General features: G+C 37.4%; 17 protein-coding genes. 4 read left to right on the top strand and 13 right to left on the bottom strand.

Annotated elements, in window-relative coordinates:
* Window positions 1-221: 221 nt before the first annotated feature.
* The 10 genes from HUW50_RS16315 to HUW50_RS16270 form a co-directional block, all read right to left on the bottom strand.
* Entirely contained in the window at window positions 222-818 is a 597-nt protein-coding gene (locus HUW50_RS16315) for a TetR/AcrR family transcriptional regulator (RefSeq protein ID WP_066325146.1), read from the bottom strand.
* Between the two features lie 444 nt (window positions 819-1262).
* Window positions 1263-1820 carry a ribonuclease FAU-1 family protein gene (locus HUW50_RS16310; RefSeq protein ID WP_066325136.1) on the bottom strand — a complete coding sequence of 186 codons (558 nt, stop codon included), beginning with the start codon at window positions 1818-1820 and terminating at the stop codon, window positions 1263-1265.
* A gap of 175 nt (window positions 1821-1995) precedes the next feature.
* Window positions 1996-3459 (bottom strand): sodium/proline symporter PutP, encoded by a 1464-nt coding sequence (gene putP, locus HUW50_RS16305; RefSeq protein ID WP_083964431.1) that lies wholly within the window; start codon window positions 3457-3459, stop codon window positions 1996-1998.
* Between the two features lie 262 nt (window positions 3460-3721).
* A complete protein-coding gene (pruA, locus tag HUW50_RS16300; protein ID WP_066325135.1) occupies window positions 3722-5269 on the bottom strand; it encodes an L-glutamate gamma-semialdehyde dehydrogenase in 1548 nt (515 codons plus the stop codon).
* Between the two features lie 79 nt (window positions 5270-5348).
* Window positions 5349-6266 (bottom strand): proline dehydrogenase family protein, encoded by a 918-nt coding sequence (locus HUW50_RS16295; RefSeq protein WP_185653044.1) that lies wholly within the window; start codon window positions 6264-6266, stop codon window positions 5349-5351.
* A gap of 441 nt (window positions 6267-6707) precedes the next feature.
* Window positions 6708-8912 (bottom strand): dihydroxy-acid dehydratase domain-containing protein, encoded by a 2205-nt coding sequence (locus HUW50_RS16290; protein WP_066325127.1) that lies wholly within the window; start codon window positions 8910-8912, stop codon window positions 6708-6710.
* 203 nt (window positions 8913-9115) lie between these two features.
* Entirely contained in the window at window positions 9116-10582 is a 1467-nt protein-coding gene (gene gucD / locus HUW50_RS16285) for an alpha-ketoglutaric semialdehyde dehydrogenase GucD (protein WP_185653043.1), read from the bottom strand.
* A 39-nt stretch (window positions 10583-10621) separates the two neighbouring features.
* Window positions 10622-11575 (bottom strand): U32 family peptidase, encoded by a 954-nt coding sequence (locus tag HUW50_RS16280; protein WP_066325119.1) that lies wholly within the window; start codon window positions 11573-11575, stop codon window positions 10622-10624.
* Window positions 11576-11783: 208 nt separating this feature from the next.
* The gene (locus HUW50_RS16275; protein ID WP_066325116.1) at window positions 11784-12461 is read right to left on the bottom strand and encodes a FadR/GntR family transcriptional regulator; all 678 of its coding nucleotides are present in this window, start codon (window positions 12459-12461) and stop codon (window positions 11784-11786) included.
* A gap of 293 nt (window positions 12462-12754) precedes the next feature.
* Window positions 12755-13087, bottom strand: coding sequence for a DUF1904 family protein (locus tag HUW50_RS16270; protein ID WP_185653042.1), 333 nt, complete (start codon window positions 13085-13087; stop codon window positions 12755-12757).
* A 339-nt stretch (window positions 13088-13426) separates the two neighbouring features.
* Between HUW50_RS16270 and HUW50_RS16265 the strand changes: the two genes are divergently transcribed.
* From HUW50_RS16265 to HUW50_RS16255, 3 genes are all read left to right on the top strand, one after another.
* Window positions 13427-13612: a hypothetical protein gene (locus HUW50_RS16265; protein WP_066325110.1), complete on the top strand. Its 186-nt coding sequence runs from the start codon at window positions 13427-13429 to the stop codon at window positions 13610-13612.
* Window positions 13613-13823: 211 nt separating this feature from the next.
* Window positions 13824-14003: a hypothetical protein gene (locus tag HUW50_RS16260; RefSeq protein ID WP_066325107.1), complete on the top strand. Its 180-nt coding sequence runs from the start codon at window positions 13824-13826 to the stop codon at window positions 14001-14003.
* 154 nt (window positions 14004-14157) lie between these two features.
* Window positions 14158-14988, top strand: a complete 831-nt coding sequence (locus HUW50_RS16255) for an AraC family transcriptional regulator (protein ID WP_185653041.1) — start codon at window positions 14158-14160, stop codon at window positions 14986-14988.
* 24 nt (window positions 14989-15012) lie between these two features.
* On the opposite strand, the gene HUW50_RS16250 is transcribed toward HUW50_RS16255, so the two are convergent.
* The 3 genes from HUW50_RS16250 to HUW50_RS16240 all read right to left on the bottom strand — a co-directional run bounded on the left by HUW50_RS16250 (window position 15013) and on the right by HUW50_RS16240 (window position 18853).
* Window positions 15013-16428: a HEAT repeat domain-containing protein gene (locus HUW50_RS16250; protein ID WP_066325102.1), complete on the bottom strand. Its 1416-nt coding sequence runs from the start codon at window positions 16426-16428 to the stop codon at window positions 15013-15015.
* Between the two features lie 469 nt (window positions 16429-16897).
* The gene (locus HUW50_RS16245; RefSeq protein WP_185653040.1) at window positions 16898-17839 is read right to left on the bottom strand and encodes an aldo/keto reductase; all 942 of its coding nucleotides are present in this window, start codon (window positions 17837-17839) and stop codon (window positions 16898-16900) included.
* Window positions 17840-17857: 18 nt separating this feature from the next.
* Complete coding sequence (locus HUW50_RS16240) at window positions 17858-18853, bottom strand: Gfo/Idh/MocA family protein (RefSeq protein WP_066325095.1); 996 nt, start codon at window positions 18851-18853, stop codon at window positions 17858-17860.
* A gap of 124 nt (window positions 18854-18977) precedes the next feature.
* Between HUW50_RS16240 and HUW50_RS16235 the strand changes: the two genes are divergently transcribed.
* Window positions 18978-19826 carry an AraC family transcriptional regulator gene (locus HUW50_RS16235; RefSeq protein ID WP_066325093.1) on the top strand — a complete coding sequence of 283 codons (849 nt, stop codon included), beginning with the start codon at window positions 18978-18980 and terminating at the stop codon, window positions 19824-19826.
* Window positions 19827-19849 lie beyond the last annotated feature (23 nt).

Below are 19849 nucleotides of genomic sequence, written 5' to 3'. Positions count from 1 at the left end.
TGCAATTTTTTTGAAATTTCATTCTAAAAAAACGCTAGGATATTTAACTACTCTCGATATTTTCTAAGGGCTACTTTATCTCCAATTCTAAAGCCATTAACACTTCATCTGGAACATCAAAAGGTGCTTTTATTCCCCATAAAGAAGCTTTTTGGAAGCCGATTTCTGGATAAAACTACGAATAACCCAAAACAAGACATTATCAAGCTGTACATTTCTTTTTAAGACTTGGTTAATATCCGCATTAAAAGATCGACTTTTGGTATCTGATAGAAGCTATTTTCTTGCGAATTTATTACCATTACTCCAGAAAGAATTGATAAATAGCTAGAAATCATTTCTTCCAAATCCCCTTCTACGATTTCGCCAACCCGCTGACCTTCCCTGAATAAGGGAAGCAAAAGGTCAATATACAATTTTAATGGATACTGTTCAAGTAACTGTTTTGTTTTTTCCGAAACTCCACTAGAAGTATGTGCTTGATGAATAAGCATGAAATAATACTTTCCACCATCGTCAAGAATAACCTCAGTCAAAGTTCTAATTTTCTCTTTAGGCGGGACAGATAGGCTATAGATTTTCTCTATTGAAGAAACCGACTCTTCCATTGCCTCCTGAATAAGCATCATGAAAAGTTCATCTTTTGATTTAAAGTAACGATAGAAGAGTCCTTGACTAACCCCTGCTTCTTTAGCAATCATGCTCATTTTAGTACCATTAATTCCATACTTTGCAAAGACTTTAAGCGCTACATGCTTGATTTGTACTTTACGATCATCACGAATTTGATGAAGCTGTTCTTCGTTTAGCGGAGCCATTCCACTACTCTCCTCATTTATTTATTTTCTTTGAATTTATAAGATTGTATTTTTAAAATGAATTGTTCATTCATTTTAAAAAATATAGGACTTTATTAAAACTGTCAATATCTAACTTGCTATGTCGGACGATTTTCAACGTATGGACCTCGCGAAATAGTATTAATTCATAAAATAAAAAAGCATCTCTCTAAGGAAAGATGTGTTCAGCGACACTAGAGTTTGTTTATAAAAATGACAAAAACCCCGTTCAGATCATTAAACTGGGTATATCATGTTATTAAGTTGAAAGGAATTACTTTATAAAGAACTAAAATTATCTTTAATGCTCCTTCGTATAAAAACAAACTGCTTCATTAAAATTATGTGCCCTCATCCATTTTTACATAAATGGAAACACTAAAATCTATTTATCCCTGACATGAACATCTAATTTTTATTTACCTAGGTTTTAACTCTATTCAGCCAAGGAAAAAGTTCTTCATGACTATAAGTATTCTCAGTTTCTGAAATAACTTTGGATAGAAAAATATCAATTGTATCTGTTAATAAGTTTAGAGTATGTTGAACATACCCATTTTCAAAATGATCTAATGGCTCTGGTAACTCATCCTCGTCTAAAATAAAGTATTCTCCACTTGGGAGAACCATAATATCAATAATCAAATCCTCAAAAGATACAAAATGATCATTCATATAAGTATTTTTTATAATATTAAAATAAGCACCTAAATAATTTCCTTTATTATCTCTCCAGATGTACAAATTATATGGACGATCATTCCAGTAATATGCAATTGTATAACTACCTTTGGGTATGGTTAATTTTGTTTCATTTGCTTTCATTGTAAAAGAATCTACTATTTTATGAAAAAGCACGATATTTTGATTTTTTGTTTCTAACACTAGACAGCTATGTTCTACAACTGTGGAGTCGTACCGTATTTTTCTCTCTTTCATTTGATCATAACGTTGCGGACTTGGTGTACTTAAATTGACCATTGCTTTCGTTTCTCCTATCTAATGTTATTTCACCAGGATAAATGGCTCTTATTCATTGTAACATCAATAAAACCATCAAGTAATTGTCACTCAAAGTGTTTATTGCTTGAAAAAAGCTCTATTCGCTTTTACACAAACAGAGCCTCGATTTAAGATAATTCTTTTGATTTTACTTTCACATCGATTTCGTAATCTCACTAAACTTCTCACTTACCTGCACAGAGGGCTTAGAAGTTAGTAAACTCACAATATAAACAGCTAAAAGGCTAGCAGCAAACCCTGGAATAATTTCGTATAACACATCAGATAACCCCAATTTCGACCAAACAATAACTGTTACCGCACCAATAATCATCCCAGCAAGGGCGCCCCATTTTGTCATTCTACTCCAATATAAACTTAAAATAATAACAGGCCCAAATGCAGCACCAAATCCAGCCCAAGCGTAGCTTACAAGACCAAGTATCGAGTTATTTTGGGTCCACGCTAAGCATAAAGCCAGGATGGATACAACTAATACAGATAAACGTCCCATGAAGACTAATTCTTTATCAGACGCCGATCTGCGGAAAAAGGTTTTGTATAAGTCTTCTGTTAATGAGCTTGATGTCACTAGTAATTGTGACGAAATTGTACTCATAACTGCAGCTAAAATGGCAGAAATTAAAAAGCCGGTTATGATTGGATGGAACAGAATATTTCCTAATTCAATAAAAATCGTTTCAGGATCACTGATTTTCATACCTTCTTTTGAATAGTAGGCAATGCCAAGAAAACCTGTTAGTATTGCACCGATACTTGAAAAAATCATCCAGCTCATTCCGATGCGACGGGCCTTCTTTATTTCTCTTACTGATGTAATCGCCATAAAACGGACAATGATATGTGGTTGTCCAAAATAGCCAAGACCCCAGGCAAATAATGAAATAATGCCGAGTAAACTTGTTCCTTGAAATATATCTAGCAGATCAAGATCAATCGAACGAATTTCAGTAACAGCTTCTGTTGGACCGCCAACGTGAAGCAATGTCACAACAGGCACTAATATTAATGCAACAATCATAATAATTCCTTGTACAAAATCAGTCCAACTAACCGCCAAGAATCCACCAAATAATGTATAGGCTACAACTACCCCAGTAATTAACCATAAACCGGTATGGTAATCAAGATTTAAAATACTATTAAACAATACCCCGCCTGATACCATTCCAGAAGAAACATAAAAGGTGAAAAAGATGATGATAATAATTCCTGAAAATAAACGCAGAATCATTGTTGTGTCATTAAAACGATTTTCTAGAAATGCTGGTATCGTAATTGAGTCATTTGCCTTTTCAGTATATGTACGCAACCTCGGTGCAACATAAAGCCAGTTAGCCCATGCCCCCAATGTTAGACCAATGACAATCCAGGTAGCTGATAAGCCAGTCGAATACATAGCACCAGGCAAGCCCATCATAAGCCAGCCACTCATATCCGATGCACCAGCACTTAACGCTGTTACTGCCGGACCAAGGTTTCTTCCCCCGAGCATATAATCTGATAGATTTGAAGTACGTTTATACGCATAATAACCAATTAAAAGCATCCCAACCATATAAACGCAAATCGATAAAATCAGCTGTAAATTAACCATCTTATTCCCCCATCGTCCACTTTCCCTTAATTTTTATATAAAATATTGTATAAATATACTACAAAAGTAGAATAATAGAAAGCAGATTTTAATATCACATCTTAACGGGCAGTAAAACCCCCACTTCAAGATTTGAGAGAAGCAAAGAAGATAAGTTTGGCTAACTGCCCGTATAGATCCGATAAGTGTCGCTAACCATCAGTGGGGGATGAAGCCCCCCTCTGATGGAAGTCTCAGTTTATCTACTTTCTATCAAAAATGGTTACAGCATTTCACTAATTGTTTTTGCTTGCATATGAAGAGCTAAGTAATCTGGACCACCTGCCTTTGAATCTGTTCCAGACATTTTGAAGCCGCCAAATGGATGATAGCCAACGATTGCACCTGTACAGTTTCGATTAAAATATAAGTTCCCTACATGGAATTCATGTTTTGCGCGCTCAATATGTTGTCTGTTTTTTGTAATGACAGCACCTGTTAAGCCATATTCAGTGTTGTTTGCAATTTTTAGAGCCTCATCAAAGTCTTTAGCTTTTGCAAACGCCACAACAGGACCAAAGATTTCTTCCTGCATGAGGCGAGAATTAGGATCTAAATCAGCAAAGATTGTTGGTTCGATAAAGTAACCTTTCGAATTATCACCTTTACCACCGCTCATTAAGCGGCCTTCTTCCCCGCCAATTCGAATGTAATCCATAATTTTATCATAAGAACTTTGATCAATAACGGGACCCATATACGTGTCTGCATGTTCTGGGTTGCCAGTGATTTTTTGTTCTGTAATTTCCACAACACGTTGAAGCACTTGATCATAAACTTCTGCATGAACTACAGCACGGGAGCCTGCAGAGCATTTCTGACCGGCAAATCCAAACGCAGAAGCGAAAATGGATTGAGCAGCTAGTTCCAAATCACAGTCTTTGTCGACAACGACTGTATCTTTTCCACCCATTTCAGCAATGACGCGTTTTAAATGCATTTGCCCTGGTTGAACCTTTGCAGCACGTTCAAAAATACGTGTACCAACTTCACGAGAACCTGTAAACGTAATAATACTTGTTTTTGGATGGTCGACTAAATAGTCGCCGACTTCAGCGCCACTACCAGGAACAAAGTTTACAACCCCCTTCGGTAAACCTGCTTCTTCTAACACTTCAACGAATAAAGCAGCAATTACCGGGGTAGTACTAGCAGGTTTTAGAACGACTGTATTTCCTGTCACAATTGGTGCAACAGTTGTACCAGCCATAATCGCAAATAAAAAATTCCATGGCGGGATGACAACTGTTACTCCTGTTGGCGTGTAAATATATTTATTGATCTCACCTTCTCGGCTATTCACTGGCTTTCCTTTTGCTAATTCAATCATTTGGCGACCATAGTATTCCAAAAAGTCAATTGCTTCAGCCGTATCCGCATCAGCCTCATTCCATGGCTTACCAGCTTCTTTAACGAGTAGAGCAGAAAAGTCATGCTTTTTACGACGAATAATCGCAGCAGCTCTAAATAGAATATTCGCCCTTTCTTCTGGATTCCAATATCTCCACTCTTCAAATGCCTCCGCTGCAGCTTGGATAGCCATGGACGCATGTTCTTTGTTCGCTTTCGATACAATACCGACAACCTCTTTTTTATTAGCGGGATTATAAGAAACAATTTTATCCTCTGTTGAAATTTTTTCTCCATTTATCACAAGTGGATAAGCTTTTCCCATTATTTCATTTACATTGGCAAGTGCCTTTTCAAACGCAATACGGTTTTCCTCAATGCTAAAGTCAGTAAATGGTTCATGCTTGTAAGCTGTTGTCATATCAATCGACTCCTTCTATTTTAATTTTCCCATTCTTAACGGACAGTAAGACCTTACCGAAAAAATTCAAAGACTCTTCTTATTTTTGTGTCATTCCTTTTAAAGCAAAAGCAATATTTGATGGACGCTCAGCAAGCCGTCTCATAAAATAGCCATACCAGTCATTCCCGTACGGAACATAAACACGCATTTTATAGCCCTCTTTGACCAATTCCTTTTGTGTTGCCGTGCGCATTCCGTATAGCATTTGAAACTCAAATTGAGTTGTTGGGATATGGTGTTCTTTTACTAGTTTTTTTGTATAGTCAATCATTGCATCATCATGTGTGGCAATGGCTGTGTAATTCCCATTTAATAAATGCATTTTAATAATTTTTTTGTAATTTTCATCAACATCCGCTTTATCAGGAAATGCAACTTTAGCTGATTCTTTATAGGCACCCTTTACTAGACGAAGAAATGGATTGTATTGATTTAAATCCTTCATATCATCTTCCGTACGATATAAATAGGCTTGTAGAACAGTACTAATATAGGTATAGCGTTGTTTAAAGTCTTTGAAAATATCAAGTATTTTTTGACAACGTTGTTCATCTTCCATATCAATTGTGACCATTATGTGGTGCTTTTCCGCGATGTCAAGGATTCTAGTCATATTTTCATAAACAAGTTTCTTATCAATATCTAAGCCTAATGACGTCATTTTTAGTGATACTTGTGAATCTAAACCTTGTACTGTGATATTCTCAATCGTCTGAATACACTCAGCTGTTCTTTCTCTTGCTATCTCATGGCTTGTCACAAACTCACCTAAATGATCCACTGTAACGGATAAACCTTCCTCATTTAGCTCTTTAATAAACTTAATTGAGCTAGGAAAATCTAGACCACCAACAATTTTGCCAGCAGCAATATTCCCTCCCCAATTTTGGGCTGCTCGATTCAACGCTTTGTTTTTTGATAGATATAAGAAAAAGTCTCTTGTAATAACCTGCACTGCATACACCCCCAGAGGATATAGATGAATAAAAGTTTCATAATGTTTTCTTACTGATAATTTTACAATTGTGAACAATTTGTAACAATGTATCGGAAATACAAAGATTCGGTTCAATCATTGTGTAAAAAACACAATATGATTGGAAACGCTTTAAAGAGTTAGATTTAGAGACTTCCAAACTCATGAGCGTTCTATATAATAACTGTTCCACACTTGAGGCTAGGTTAAACAATAGTTTTTCAAAAAACAAAAGCGCAAGAAGCGATCGATGTTGACTTAGCGTACAAGGGGTGTGAAGTTCACTAGTCGTTGGGCGCTGGAGCTGGATCTCAAAGTGTTATCCACAGTACAAGAATTTTATAATTTACGCTAATCAACAAAAAAAAGATGGATTCTCTTTATGAATAGAATCCATCTTCTTAATAGTTTATGTGTTAGTTAACTATTCTTTTGTTTTTCATTAGGGATGCTAACGTCTACGCGATAATCCAGTTCAGCATCACTCGATACTGCCAGTGGAACAACTCCGTATGCTGCATCAGTGTGTCCAAGCATTCGATTGCTGGCTGCAATTAACTTCTGGCGCTTCTTAATCCGTGATAGACGTTCTTCACCAAGATCATGACGAGTTGATTTTATTGATTCAAAAGAGAAACATACCTCTCCATTACGAAATGCTGCCTGATCTAGAAACTCAATGCTGTGTCCACGGAAATTTAGATAAAGCAGATCTCCTGTTTGTAAATAAAGAATGCCTCCTCCATCTTTAGCTTCTGGTGTCATATGTCCAATCGCAGCACCGTATGTGACTCCCGAGTAACGACCATCACTGATTAAGGTTGCTAGACGTTTTAAATTTCGATTTGCATTAATATGCTGCATCGGCGTAAACATTTCTGGCATACCAAAGGCAAGTGGACCCTGCCCCGAAATTATAATAGATATTTTTAAACTACCTTCCTTTACCATCACTTCAAATAACTCATCATATTCTAAGAGCTTACAAGTTTCATATAACTCAGGTGTGTTATGACGTACCATCGCGATCATATCTTTAAATGAAAAGCTTCTTTGATCCTTTAATTCCTCGAGAAGCTTACTATTCAATAAACTTTGATTTGCATCATCTTCATTTTCATAATAGAGCACAAATGCTGCTTTTTTATCAAACACATTCAGCTGATTTGTCGTCATTCCGCTAATTTTTACGACAGCGCTTTCAAAGAAGTTCCCTTTAAGTACATCAACACCACTAAAGGAACGTTTCGGAGTTGATAAAATGACAGGATTATCTCTAACATTTTTAGCCGATAATGCAGCTGTTTCATCTGATAAGCGCTCAAGCCAAGTCGTACCAGTAACCGTAGGTGCGTTAACATCCATTGGTACACCATTTTCTAGCAATTCGTGGAAAAGCGTCTCCATCCCGCGGCTTGATCCCGAACAGCATTGAGTAGCTAATGCAAAAATATCTCTGCCTTCTGTTAAGCTATAATTAAATAAATCTGGAATTGGTACTTCATGGTGAATCTCATCCAAATCCCACAAACTAAATTTAAATCCGCCATAGAGCATTGCTGCAACGATATGCATCATGAGATTGGTCGATCCACCTGATGCACTGTGGATACGAATAGCATTTTTAATATTAGCAGCTAGTATATTTGATACACCATATATAGGATCATTAATCATCGTTGCTAAGCTATCAACTGATTTATTTATTTGTTCCTGTGTTGGTGGTGCTGCCAGCAGCTCAAGCTCGGGATGAACAAGCCCCATACCTGCTACAAGATGTCGTGAGCTATTACCAGTACCATTAAATGCGCACACACCACCTTGACCATCACATGTATGAACCGCTAGTTGTCTTTCATATTCATCATGCTCTGCCTGTGTAATAAAACCATGCTCCTTAGCTCGTTGAAGGACACCTTGAAACGCTGTGTTTGAAGAGCACTGTAATATATAGGCCATAGTATCACGGAGGTCGAATGCAATATCCTCTGCACCTTGTGATTCCGCTCGTTTAGCAACTTCTTCTAACTCTGCAAACAATTTCTCTGGTATTGTTCCACCCTGAAGGACATGTGCTGGAGCAAAGGTTGCAAAAAATGGTGCCTCTCCACGGTCCTTTCTCACCCGGTCTAAATGAGCAAGCGCACTGACAACTCCTAAAGGTTGTTTATCACAGCCTTGAATCACAAAAGCTCCATGATAACTATGTGCCTCTAGCTGATTGACAACCATTTGTGCTACAGCATTTCGACTTTGTAGAGAATAGCTCATTCCTTGATTGCTTTGTGCCGTTCCATCACACATAACAGGAGTTGAAAAATAAAATGGTACACCGCCATTTTGCCAAATGCGAATAGCCGCTCGTGCCGACGTTTGAAAATCCATAATATGTGCAGGATGGTCCGACGATCCACCGATAATCGCTATCCTAGGGGCATTCTCGTGTAAACGATTATATACCTCTTCTAATGTCCAATCAGGCTTATCACCTTCATACGCTGCGCCTAAAATTTGTTTGGAACGATCTAGCAAACCAGCAACACAAATCGGCTCATTAGCCTTCCCCTGCACATTGTCGCGGTACGGGTTGATGCTATTGTTGATATATGGATACTTTACTGACATTTTTTGAGTCCTCCCTTGTGGTGGGGGACTGTCCCTCATCTAAGTGTGGGGACTGTCCCTCTTTTTATATTAATATCTTTATATAGGGCCATTTTCTTTATATGTAGGGGCTATCCTCCATTTATGGTTTAGGAGATGCAGTTTGGGGACTGTCCCCCATCAATGCGTAGGGACTGTCCCCAATCAACCGATCAATAATCAAATCACCCTTTTACAAACACTGTTTTAATAGAAGTAAAAAACTCGATTGCTGCTTGGCCTTGTTCACGTGAGTGGGAGCTGGATTGTTTCATTCCACCGAATGGTGCTTGTAATTCAACTCCTGCAGATTCTGCATTTATTCGAACGAGACCTGCCTCAATATCATTGATAAATGAAAGCATGTTTCCGATATTAGTAGTAAAGATTGACGCACTTAGTCCAAATTGAACATCGTTTGCAACTTGTAGAGCTTCTTCAATCGAATCAACTTTGATTAAAGCTAGTACAGGACCAAAGATCTCCTCTTGTGCAATAGTCATGTTTGGTGTGACATCTTCAAAGAGTGTTGGCTCAACGTAAAAGCCATCTTCAAATTCAGGACCTTCTAGTTTCTTTGCACCATAAAGGACAGTAGCGCCTTCATTTATCCCTTTTTCGATGTAAGAAAGAACTGTGTTTTGCTGGCTTTCACTTGCACATGGTCCCATCCAGATTCCCTCATGTAATCCGTCTCCAACTGTTATCTCACTAACTTTTGCTACTAATTTTTCTTTAAATTCATTATAGATTTCCTTCTGTACAATGACGCGGCTAGTTGCCGTACATTTTTGTCCTGTTGAGCGTAGACCACCGCTAATTGTAGCCTCTACTGCCAGATCTAGATCAGCATCAGCTGTTACAATTACTGGATTTTTCCCGCCCATTTCAAGCTGATATTTTGCACCGCGTGCTAATGCTGCTTGACCAACTCGTTTACCTACACTGTCAGAACCTGTAAATGTGATACCATTTATATCTGGATGATCACTTATTCCTTGCCCAATGACAGTACCTTTTCCAGTCACCATATTCACAACACCGTTTGGCAAGCCTGCTTCATCAAAGCATTCAATTATTTTAGCTGCAGTAACCGCTGTCTCTTGCGCTGGTTTAAATACGACTGAGTTTCCATAGACAAGAGCAGGTGCCATTTTCCAAATTGGAATGGCTACCGGGAAATTCCAAGGTGTAATCACACCAACTACACCAAGTGGTACACGGCTGGTGAACATTAATGCTTCACTATCTGTTGATGGAATTACATCGCCAACTTTACGCATTCCCTCACCAGCGTAATAGCGGAGAATGGCCACTCCACGAGCTGTTTCACCTTTTGCTTCCGGGAATGTTTTACCCATTTCCTTTGTCATCGTTTCTGCGATTTCGTCAATACGAGCTTCAATCGCATTAGCAATTTTAAAGAGAAACTCACCTCTTGCAGGTGCAGATAGCTTTCTCCAACTAACTTGTGCCTGTTTAGCTACTGCTACAGCTTTATCTAAATCCTCTTTATCAGATGTTTGCACATATCCGACTATTTCGTTCTTATATGCAGGATTAATGCTCGCACATACTTGCTCTGTTGTTGACGGCACCCAACTTCCATTAATGTAATTCAAATATGTTTTCACGTCTGCTAATGTTGTCATTTTAATCACCTTCCGTATTTTTATTAATTTACTAATTTATTAACCTCTAAATGTAGCATTTTCACTAATAGCAGGAATTCCTAGTCCTTCTGCACCTGATTTGGACATGATCGCATCTGGGCAATAGCGCTCAATGATTTGCATTCCTAGTTGTGCTCTACGTACTCTTTCTTTACATAAAGCAATATTTGTTGAATCGAGATGTGTTCCTGATGGATACACATCAGGATGATTTCGTAATCCAAATTTTATATAAACAGGTGCTAAGACTCGGATAAATTCTGGAATTTCATAATGACGAATAAATCCGCCAAAATTATCTGGAACTTCAACATAAAGATCAATTGGTATATCAATTGCTTGTCTGATTGCCGCTAATTTTGGAAGAGTAAGAGCAGTAGGCACGTTATATGTATCAGCTCCTAAATCCTGCATTAATTTAATCGAAACAGGATTTGAGGCCATCATTTGTACGGATACTTTCACAACAAAGTTTTGCGGAAGGATACCTTGCTTTTTCATTTCCTTTGTTAATATCAATAATCCCTCATCTGCTACTAAAGCTCCGCGTAAACCTAACTCTGCTCCACGTTTTAAATCTTCCATTGCATATACGAGCTGATCAGCACCTTCATGACGTAGGGCCACAACCTTCCCTGCACTTGTTAATGGTTGTGCACTAATATCCCAAGTGCCTCGTGGTCCAACAAACAAACTTAATTCCATTTGTTTCTGTGCACTCATCTCACACATCTCTTTAATTTCATCATCTGTTAAGAGCATGATGCCACTTCCTTGTGACACGCGATGTACTGTTAATTTTAAGCGTTCAATTTCCTCAAGAGTTGCCTCAAGTGCTCTTGGTCCCTCCACACTAGGAATTTCTACTCGATATTGTGCACCATCAGGAAAACGCTTTGTTGATGTTGGCAAATCGTATAAATCACCGGATGCAAAACCTAATGATGCAAGAAAGTCTTTTGACTCCTTCATTTGCTACACTCCTTTTAGGAATTCTCTTATAAAAAGATTTTAATAGAATCCACTAGTAGTGGAATCGCTTACATTTATTTAGTAAAGAAAATTCTTTTTGTAGTTTAAACACCATTCTATTAATGAGAAATGTTATGTACTTTTGTAATGTAAAAACAAGATCAGGCCTTTATTACGCTTGACCTGTCCTGATTCAAGTTAATTATCTTTAGACAGATGATTTTCCGCCAAAGTTAATATCGGAAATTGTATCATTTAGATGTGATTTCATGAGTAATTTTGCACGATCTGGGTCGCGATCACGTATAGCTTGCGCAATCATTAAGTGGTATTGTGCTGCTTTTTCAATTGCACCTGGAATTAGATTTGTATATTTACGAGATTCTAGTAGTTGAGGTTCTAGTGATCTAAACATGTCAAAAAGGAAGTCACTGTGTGCTGCTTTTGCGATTAAAAAGTGGAAATAAACATCTTCGTCTGCAAAACTTTCAAAACGTTCGATATGTTTTGCGATTTTTTCAGAAGAATGACAAATTTCTTCAATTTCTTGAATAAATGCTCTTTGTGCTGCAAAATATGCAAATTCTGTTTCTAAAAGTAGCCTTGCTTCAAATAGTTTAAAGAGGGATTCTGTACTTATTTTTTCTTGAGCTTTTTCAGAATAGATCATATCTTTTCGAACAAAAATTCCACGACCATGTTCAATGGAAATGATTTTTTTATCTTCTAATATTCGTAAGACCTCACGTAAAGTAGATGTACTTACGTTCAGTTCCTCTGTAAGTTTTACAAGAGTGGGTAACCGTTGTCCTGGTCTCCATATGCCATTCTTTATTCTTTCCATTACAAGTTCCAATGTCTCATCGAAAACTTTTCTCTTTTCCAACGATCATCCCCTCTATTCATCATATCAATATGTATCTTTTCACCATAATGATATGATCTATTTTCATAGATGTCAATATTATTCATTGTTATTTTTTGACTTTAATGAGTTTTAGAAAGAACAACTGCCTTTTCAAGGGCTTAAACTTGAAAATCTTTTTACCCTTAAACAGCCTTTTCATCATTGTGTCTCTTCTTGAATTAAACTCCTAATGCTCATTAATGAAAAGACCCAACAACAAACAACAATAACGATGGGCCATTTCATGAGTCAAGTGCTTCTTGTCAGTCCATTTATTCTGCACAGTGCTTTCCATTAGTATAGTACGCTTCTTCAGAATATGCAGTAAAGACAACCTCTACTTCAGGTAACCCTAATTCGAGAAGATAGTTTGTTACTGCTTGGGCAAATAGATTACGGATCTGTTGTCCACGCTCAAACCACTTCACTTCAATAAGCGGGAATGCTTCGGTTTCTTCACCATTAAATACAAACACAGAGCTTGGTAGCTCGAATGTGAAATTATCTGTCCCACATTCACAAATGTCTGCAAGTTCTTCTAGTAGTGGTTTACTGATGTTTTTTAATTGTTGAATGTTTATTCCGCGAAATACGATATGTGGCAAGGTAATTTCCTCCTTTGTATTTTCCATTATCTTAACATGATTTAGCTAGGCATCCATATAACCGATTATCTATTTAATAGCAGACGAAAAATAGAAGCATGTCACCTGTTCGACCTTATTATCAATTGATTTTTATTTTTTGACATTCGTCATACTTTATTCAATTGTTTAGAGAGTTTATTGGCCTTACCCAATTGAAGTATAGAAATTTACAATAGACTAATATAATATGTAGTTAGAATGATAAGCTAAATTTCAAGACGTAATTATTAATCGGTTATTATTAGTAGGAACAAACATATATCTTATATCAAACATCTTTTTCTTGGGGGGAATACCATGAATATAGCCATTATATTAGTCATTATTATCGGTTTATTAGCTCTTGTTGGAACTGTCTTTTTAGGTGGTAAAGGTGATCATAACTACGACAATGCGACAAAAGGAAACATCTCTCGCCTTTCTTGGATTTATATTATTCTTGGAATTGCTGTTGTTATTGCATTCGCAGTTTATCTTTTTTAATCAATGACAAAGGTTCTTCTTATGTTTATAAGGAGAACTTTTTTAGTAGATCGAAATGTAGTTTTCTCACTCACTTATCTTGTTAAAAGCATTATGAAAACACTTTCACACTATGTACACAATTATTTTAAAAAAACGCTTTCACAAATTGATAGATTTATTTTATAATAGGATTAACAAAACATAATTAAACATCTAAGGAGAAATCATCATGAAACAGTTTGTCTTTTTAATAGATACAGGTAATGAAACAAGAGAACATAAAATAGCAGCATCAGGTATGACGGATGCCGTGAATCGTATTAAGGATATAAAGAATCATTTAAAGAAAGACAGTAATTCAACCTTAAAAATTAAATTTAAAGGTGTTATTTATGAAAACGCTTTCTGACATATTTTTCAGTTAGGATATCCTTTTTCTAATCAAGCAACTTAGTATATACCCAACAATGATGTTCTAAACGATGACGAGGATGGCTCAAACGAAATGAGTCGTCCTCTTTTTCTATTCAACAAAGGATAATCGAAAGCGAGGGATAGATAATATGGAAACTCATAAAGGAAGGCTTTTGGGGAAGTATCTTGCGAATGTGCAGTTGGACGTTACAATTGCGGCTTATACGAAAGTCCCTATCACTTGGAATGAAGATCGATACACTACTGATTTTAATAAGTTCTATTACATAATGGAAGGTGAGGGATTTGTCAAAGTGAATGATGAAACGTACTATCCTAAACCTGGTGAACTTTATCTCCTCCCTTCAAGTTCTGTACAATCTTATGGAACAATCAGCAAAAATACATTCGGTAAATATTGGTGTCATTTCACTGCTAAGATCGGGGATTTTGATTTATTTCAACTGATGAAAACACCGGTATTTAGTAAACTAGATGATTTTGAACTGAAGGAAAAATTCGAGCAACTTATTTCCAATTGGCAAAGTGACAAGTTATCAAGCCATTTCCGGGTTCATTCAATATTATTGGAAATTATTGCGTTGTTTATTGAAAGAAGTGATCACATTCAATTAAAAGTGGATACATCTCCTTCTTTTAATAAAATGGATATCATTCTTACATATATAGAAGAACATTTGGATGGAAATTTATCAGTAGAAGATTTAGCATTAATAGCTAATTTCCATCCAAATTATTTCATTTCAGTTTTCAAACAATTCACTGGCTATTCTCCCATACAGTACATGAATCGAAGACGTATTGAGAAAGCCAAAGAGTTATTAATTATCAGTGAGCTTACTGTTTCTAACATTTCAGACTCGCTTGGAATGGAAATATCCTATTTTTCTCGATTGTTTAAGGAACTAACTGGATTCTCGCCAACTTCTTTTCGAAATTTGGCGAAAAATCTTAGATAAACCTCTAGCCAACACCTAAACTGATCAAGGATAAAACGTATTCGCAGGTGTGGTAGTCGGACACCATCTTGAATTAAATAAAAATGTGATCAGAGCTTTGTTTGCTTGTTCTGTTCCTATATATCGAAGTGCTTCTGCCGCATGTGCACGGACATATCTATTTTCATCCTGTAATGCGACTTCCAATTGAGGTACTGCTGAATCAGCAGGAGCACCGATTCGAGCTAATGAAAGCCCAGCCATAAAGCGAGTTTGGGCGTCTGGGTCTTGTAAACATTTTGTTAACCCAGCGACAATTTCGTTAGCTGGAGTAGCAATCATACCAAGTGCTTCAGTAACAGATCTGCGTATAATGACAGAAGGGTGCTCTACTAATTGAGTTAAAGCAGGAACAGCTTCTGCAGCCAAATGTCTATGTTCACTTAGGGCAAAAATAGCACGTATCACCGTGGACGTACGGCTACTATTCAATGCAATAATTAAACCTGGTATCGCATCTTTTCCTGCAATTGATAACCCATATGCTGCAAGTCGAGAAACATTAGCTTTTTCGTGATGCAGTGCTGATAAAAGGTTTTGCACGCCATACTTCCCACAGCATGCAAGTTCATATGCTGCATTCAGTGCTACCGGCTCATAGTCATCCTCTAAAGCATTAAGCTTATTTTCTATAAAATTCGAATCGTTCGTTGCTTTCTCTGACATGCTGCCAATTTTACCAGTTAACCAATTCCATGTTTCTTCCCACATCACCTCATGCTGTGCAAATAAAGGGCTTGTTGATTCGGGAAGCTTCCACTCACTTTCTGCATTGTTCCAGCTTGGCTTTGTCGGAGCTTGAGTACGCATAAATTCAAACTTCAGCATAAAGCGAGGATTTCCTAGTGTATTTGGTGTTGCACGATGCCAAATATCATAATGAATTAAGGCAAACGTTCCTGCTTCACCACAGGCTTTTACCTCTTGGTCCAATTCGTCAGCCTCAAATACACGCGAATCATAATTCTGCGTACCAGGCAGAATTCCCGTTGGCCCTAATTCCGCTGGTGTATCCTGTGGAAAATACATGATCATCGCCCACCATGGATGGTGATTTCTCATGCGATTATATCCCCAATAGCTATCTTTATGCCATTCACCAGCTACTTCAGAAGCATTATAATGTCCATGTCGATGTGCATGTAGCATGTAATCAGGCCCAAGTACACTTGTTAGTGCACCAGTAATTACTGGATGTTCAAATACTCTTTGAAGCTCAGTTACTCTAGGTAATAAATTATTTCCAGGATTACCTTCTTCTTCGTAAACATTCAATAATTGATCATTTAACTTTTCATGAAACCCCTTAGAAAAATCGGTTTTTAAAATTAGAAATCCTTCTGTAATAAACTTTCTCATCTCTTCATCTGTTAATAAAAGTGGTTTACTTTGTCTTTCCATCCCATATTGCCTCCTCTAATCGTTAGTTGAAGCTACATGATTATTATAAAAGAGGTAAATTTGTAAAAACATAGACGAAACTCATTTAGATTTGTACAAAACTAAGGTGTTTTCGCCTTAATAATTTTTTAAAGAAGTAAACCTATATAGGTCATACAATTACTAGGTTCACCTAAAAAAAAGGCTGTTTTCGCAAACTTTGTTGCTTTTAAAATAGTATTGGGTTGGTTGATTGGCACTCCAGGATGCTCGCTTTCCGTGGGGCGGGCGATGAGCCTCCTCAGCGCGAAGCGCCTGCGGGGTCTCATCTGTCCCGCTACTCCCACAGGAGTCTCGCATATCCGTTCCAATCACCCTAATCAGTTTTGTTCAAAAACAACAATCTTTTAGAAAAGAGCCAAAAAAAAAAAAGAATCAGGTGCTACCCCTAAAAGAGGAAAACACCAGATTCTTTTTAATTGCAAACTACCTAACGTACACTTTTTTCAACGTGTTCTAACCAGTTCAATTCTTCTGGCGTCAAGACTATATTGGATCCTTCTTCACAAGATAGTAATTCTTCTTCGTTTTGAGCACCAATGAGGGCACAAGTTGGAAACGGTTGATTAAGCACATAAGCAAGAGCGATTTGAATTGTGCTAACACCCTTTTCTTTTGCTAATTGTTCAGCACGGCGAAGTCGTTCCCAGTTTTCATCACTGTAGAAAACACGGACAAGATCTTCATTGCTACGGTCCTCTGGCGTAAATCGGCCTGTAAAGAAACCTCTTGCTTGAGAAGACCAGGAGAGAATTGGGAGCTGATGTTCTTCATGCCATGCACAATCAGATGCATCAGCAGAAACACAGCCAGCCCAGAATGGTTCTTTTGCCTTCGCTAAGCTAAGATTTGGACTACTGAAGGTAAAGCCAATTAATCCGTTTGCAGCAGCATATTCATTTGCTTCTTGTAATCGTTGTACAGTCCAGTTTGATCCACCTATTGCATTGATACGTCCCGCTTTGATATGTTCATTTAACGCATCGATAATAACGCTAACTGATACTGAAGGATCATCACGATGTAGTGCATATAAATCGATATAATCGGTTCCAAGGCGTTCTAGGCTTTCAAATAAATCTTTAGAAATTGCCTCAGGATTTACACGAGGACCGTTTTGATCATGATGTGCACCTTTTGTAAGGATTACGACATCTTCGCGATTATTGCGATCTTTCATCCATTGACCGATTGCAACTTCACTTTCACCACCACAGTAAATATGTGCGGTGTCGATAGTGTTTCCACCTATCGCAAAATACCGATCTAATACACTACAAACCTTATCATATACACTTGGTCTAAAATAGTCTGAACCTTGAATTAAGGTTGTTACTGGCTTTGCTAAGCCTGGAATCATAATCGTCTTCATAATGCATACCTCCTGAAATTATATTTCTACACGACGGCGTTCTTTCGCCGATGTTAAACAAGCATCAAGAACCTTCATATTATGGATCGCATCTGTTGCTGGAAAAGGAAGCGGCTCACCAGTTCGAATACTTCTTCCCAATGCATCCGCTTGTAAAGCATATTGATTCAAACGTGGGACTTCTACTTCTCTACGTCCGTCATTCGTAACCACATAAATATTGTCTGTTTCGTCCTGATTAACAACAAATGCTGAAGGAACTTCAATTCGGCCTTCTGTGCCAAGAATCTCAAGATTATTTCTAAACGCAGCCCACATTCCACAATCAAAGGTTAGTGCCACACCTTTATCAAACTCAAGTATTCCCGATGCCATCATGTCTACATTGTCATGCTCTTCAGAAAATAAAGCATGGACAGTAGCAGCTTGTGGTTCTTGATCCAACAGCATTCGCGCTGCACTTATTGGGTAAACACCAACATCATATAATGAACCACCGCCCCATTCTTGCTTATAACGAACATTCGCCATGTCTTTCGCATTGTTAAAGGTAAAGTTTCCATGGATGCCACGCAGCTCACCGATTTCACCTGATTTGATAATGTCCTGAATCATTGTGTAACGAGGGTGATAACGATACATAAATGCTTCAGCAAATACAACGCCAGCTTTCTCACAAGCTTCAACCATTTCCTCCGCTTCACTTGCATTGATTGCTAAAGGTTTTTCACATAATACATGTTTTCCTGCTTCTGCTGCACGAATCGCCCATTCTTTATGTAAGTGGTTTGGTAGCGGAATGTAAACGCCATCAATATTTGGATCAGCTAGTAACTCCTCATAACTCCCATAAGCAGTTGGAATATTCAATTCTTCTGCAGTTTGCTTTGCTTTGTCTAGGCCACGACTTGCAATTGCAGAGACTACCCCTGTTTCAGATTGTTGAATACCAGGTATAACAGCTCTTTTTGCGATACCTGCACATCCAATAATTCCCCAACGAATCTTCTCCATTCCGTTCCTCTCCTTTTTGTTAACTTAATACTATATTGTCATTATATAAGACTCGTATTAAAATAAAAATAGAATCTTATTGCTCTATATATAAAAGAATATTGCTGTGAAAGAGTGATAACTAATGCTTAGACAATACTTATTACCAACACTAAATGACCATGAATATATGGTCCTTCCCGAATCAATTGGATGGTATAGGGACTCACCTGAACATGAGGTAGATCGAAAAGTAGGCACACTAAATAATTTTAGTATTCATTTTGTTTTATCAGGATCTGGATTTGTTGAGATCGAAGGAAAGCAATTTTCGTTAAAACGTGGAGACGCCTTTTTATATTTTCCGATGCAGGAACAGCGGTATTATAGCAGCAAAAATGATCCTTGGGATATTCGTTGGGTTCATTTTTACGGGAGTATCCTAAATCAATTTTTATCTGAAAGAGGTTTTCATCGGTATTCACTTTGGAATGTTCAACATATTCGACCATTAGAGGAAGCCCACGAGCAACTTCTCATCGAAGCAGAAAAGAATAGTTTTTTACATTTGTCTCGATTATCAACTCTAACTTACACGTTTTTGATGGAGTTCATTACAAGTACAGTGCCCAGAACTTCTGATAGAAGACAAGAGTTAGATGATCGCATTCACCCTCTACTGCCATTAATGCAGAGAAAAGCATGTGAACCATTTGAATTGGATTACTGGGCGGAACAAGCTGGTGTGAGCACCTATTATTTTTGCCGATTATTCAAACGCGCTACACAAATGACACCAATGGCATTTATTACGTTATGCCGACTACAGATGAGTAAGCAATGGTTGTTAGACAATAAAGAGATGACGATAAAGGAAATTGCTTTAAAGGCTGGCTATCCGAGTATTAGTTATTTTAATAAACGATTTTTAGAACAGGAAGGTAAGACCCCTACAGAGTATCGTCAGCTGTTTCATCATAAAACAATCGAGTAAGGCGCTAAGTTTGTATATTCTAA

The organism is Metabacillus sp. KUDC1714, from assembly GCF_014217835.1.
Taxonomy (GTDB): domain Bacteria; phylum Bacillota; class Bacilli; order Bacillales; family Bacillaceae; genus Metabacillus; species Metabacillus rhizosphaerae.
Note: the sequence above shows the minus strand (reverse complement) of the source record. Positions and strands in the feature narration are given on the sequence as shown.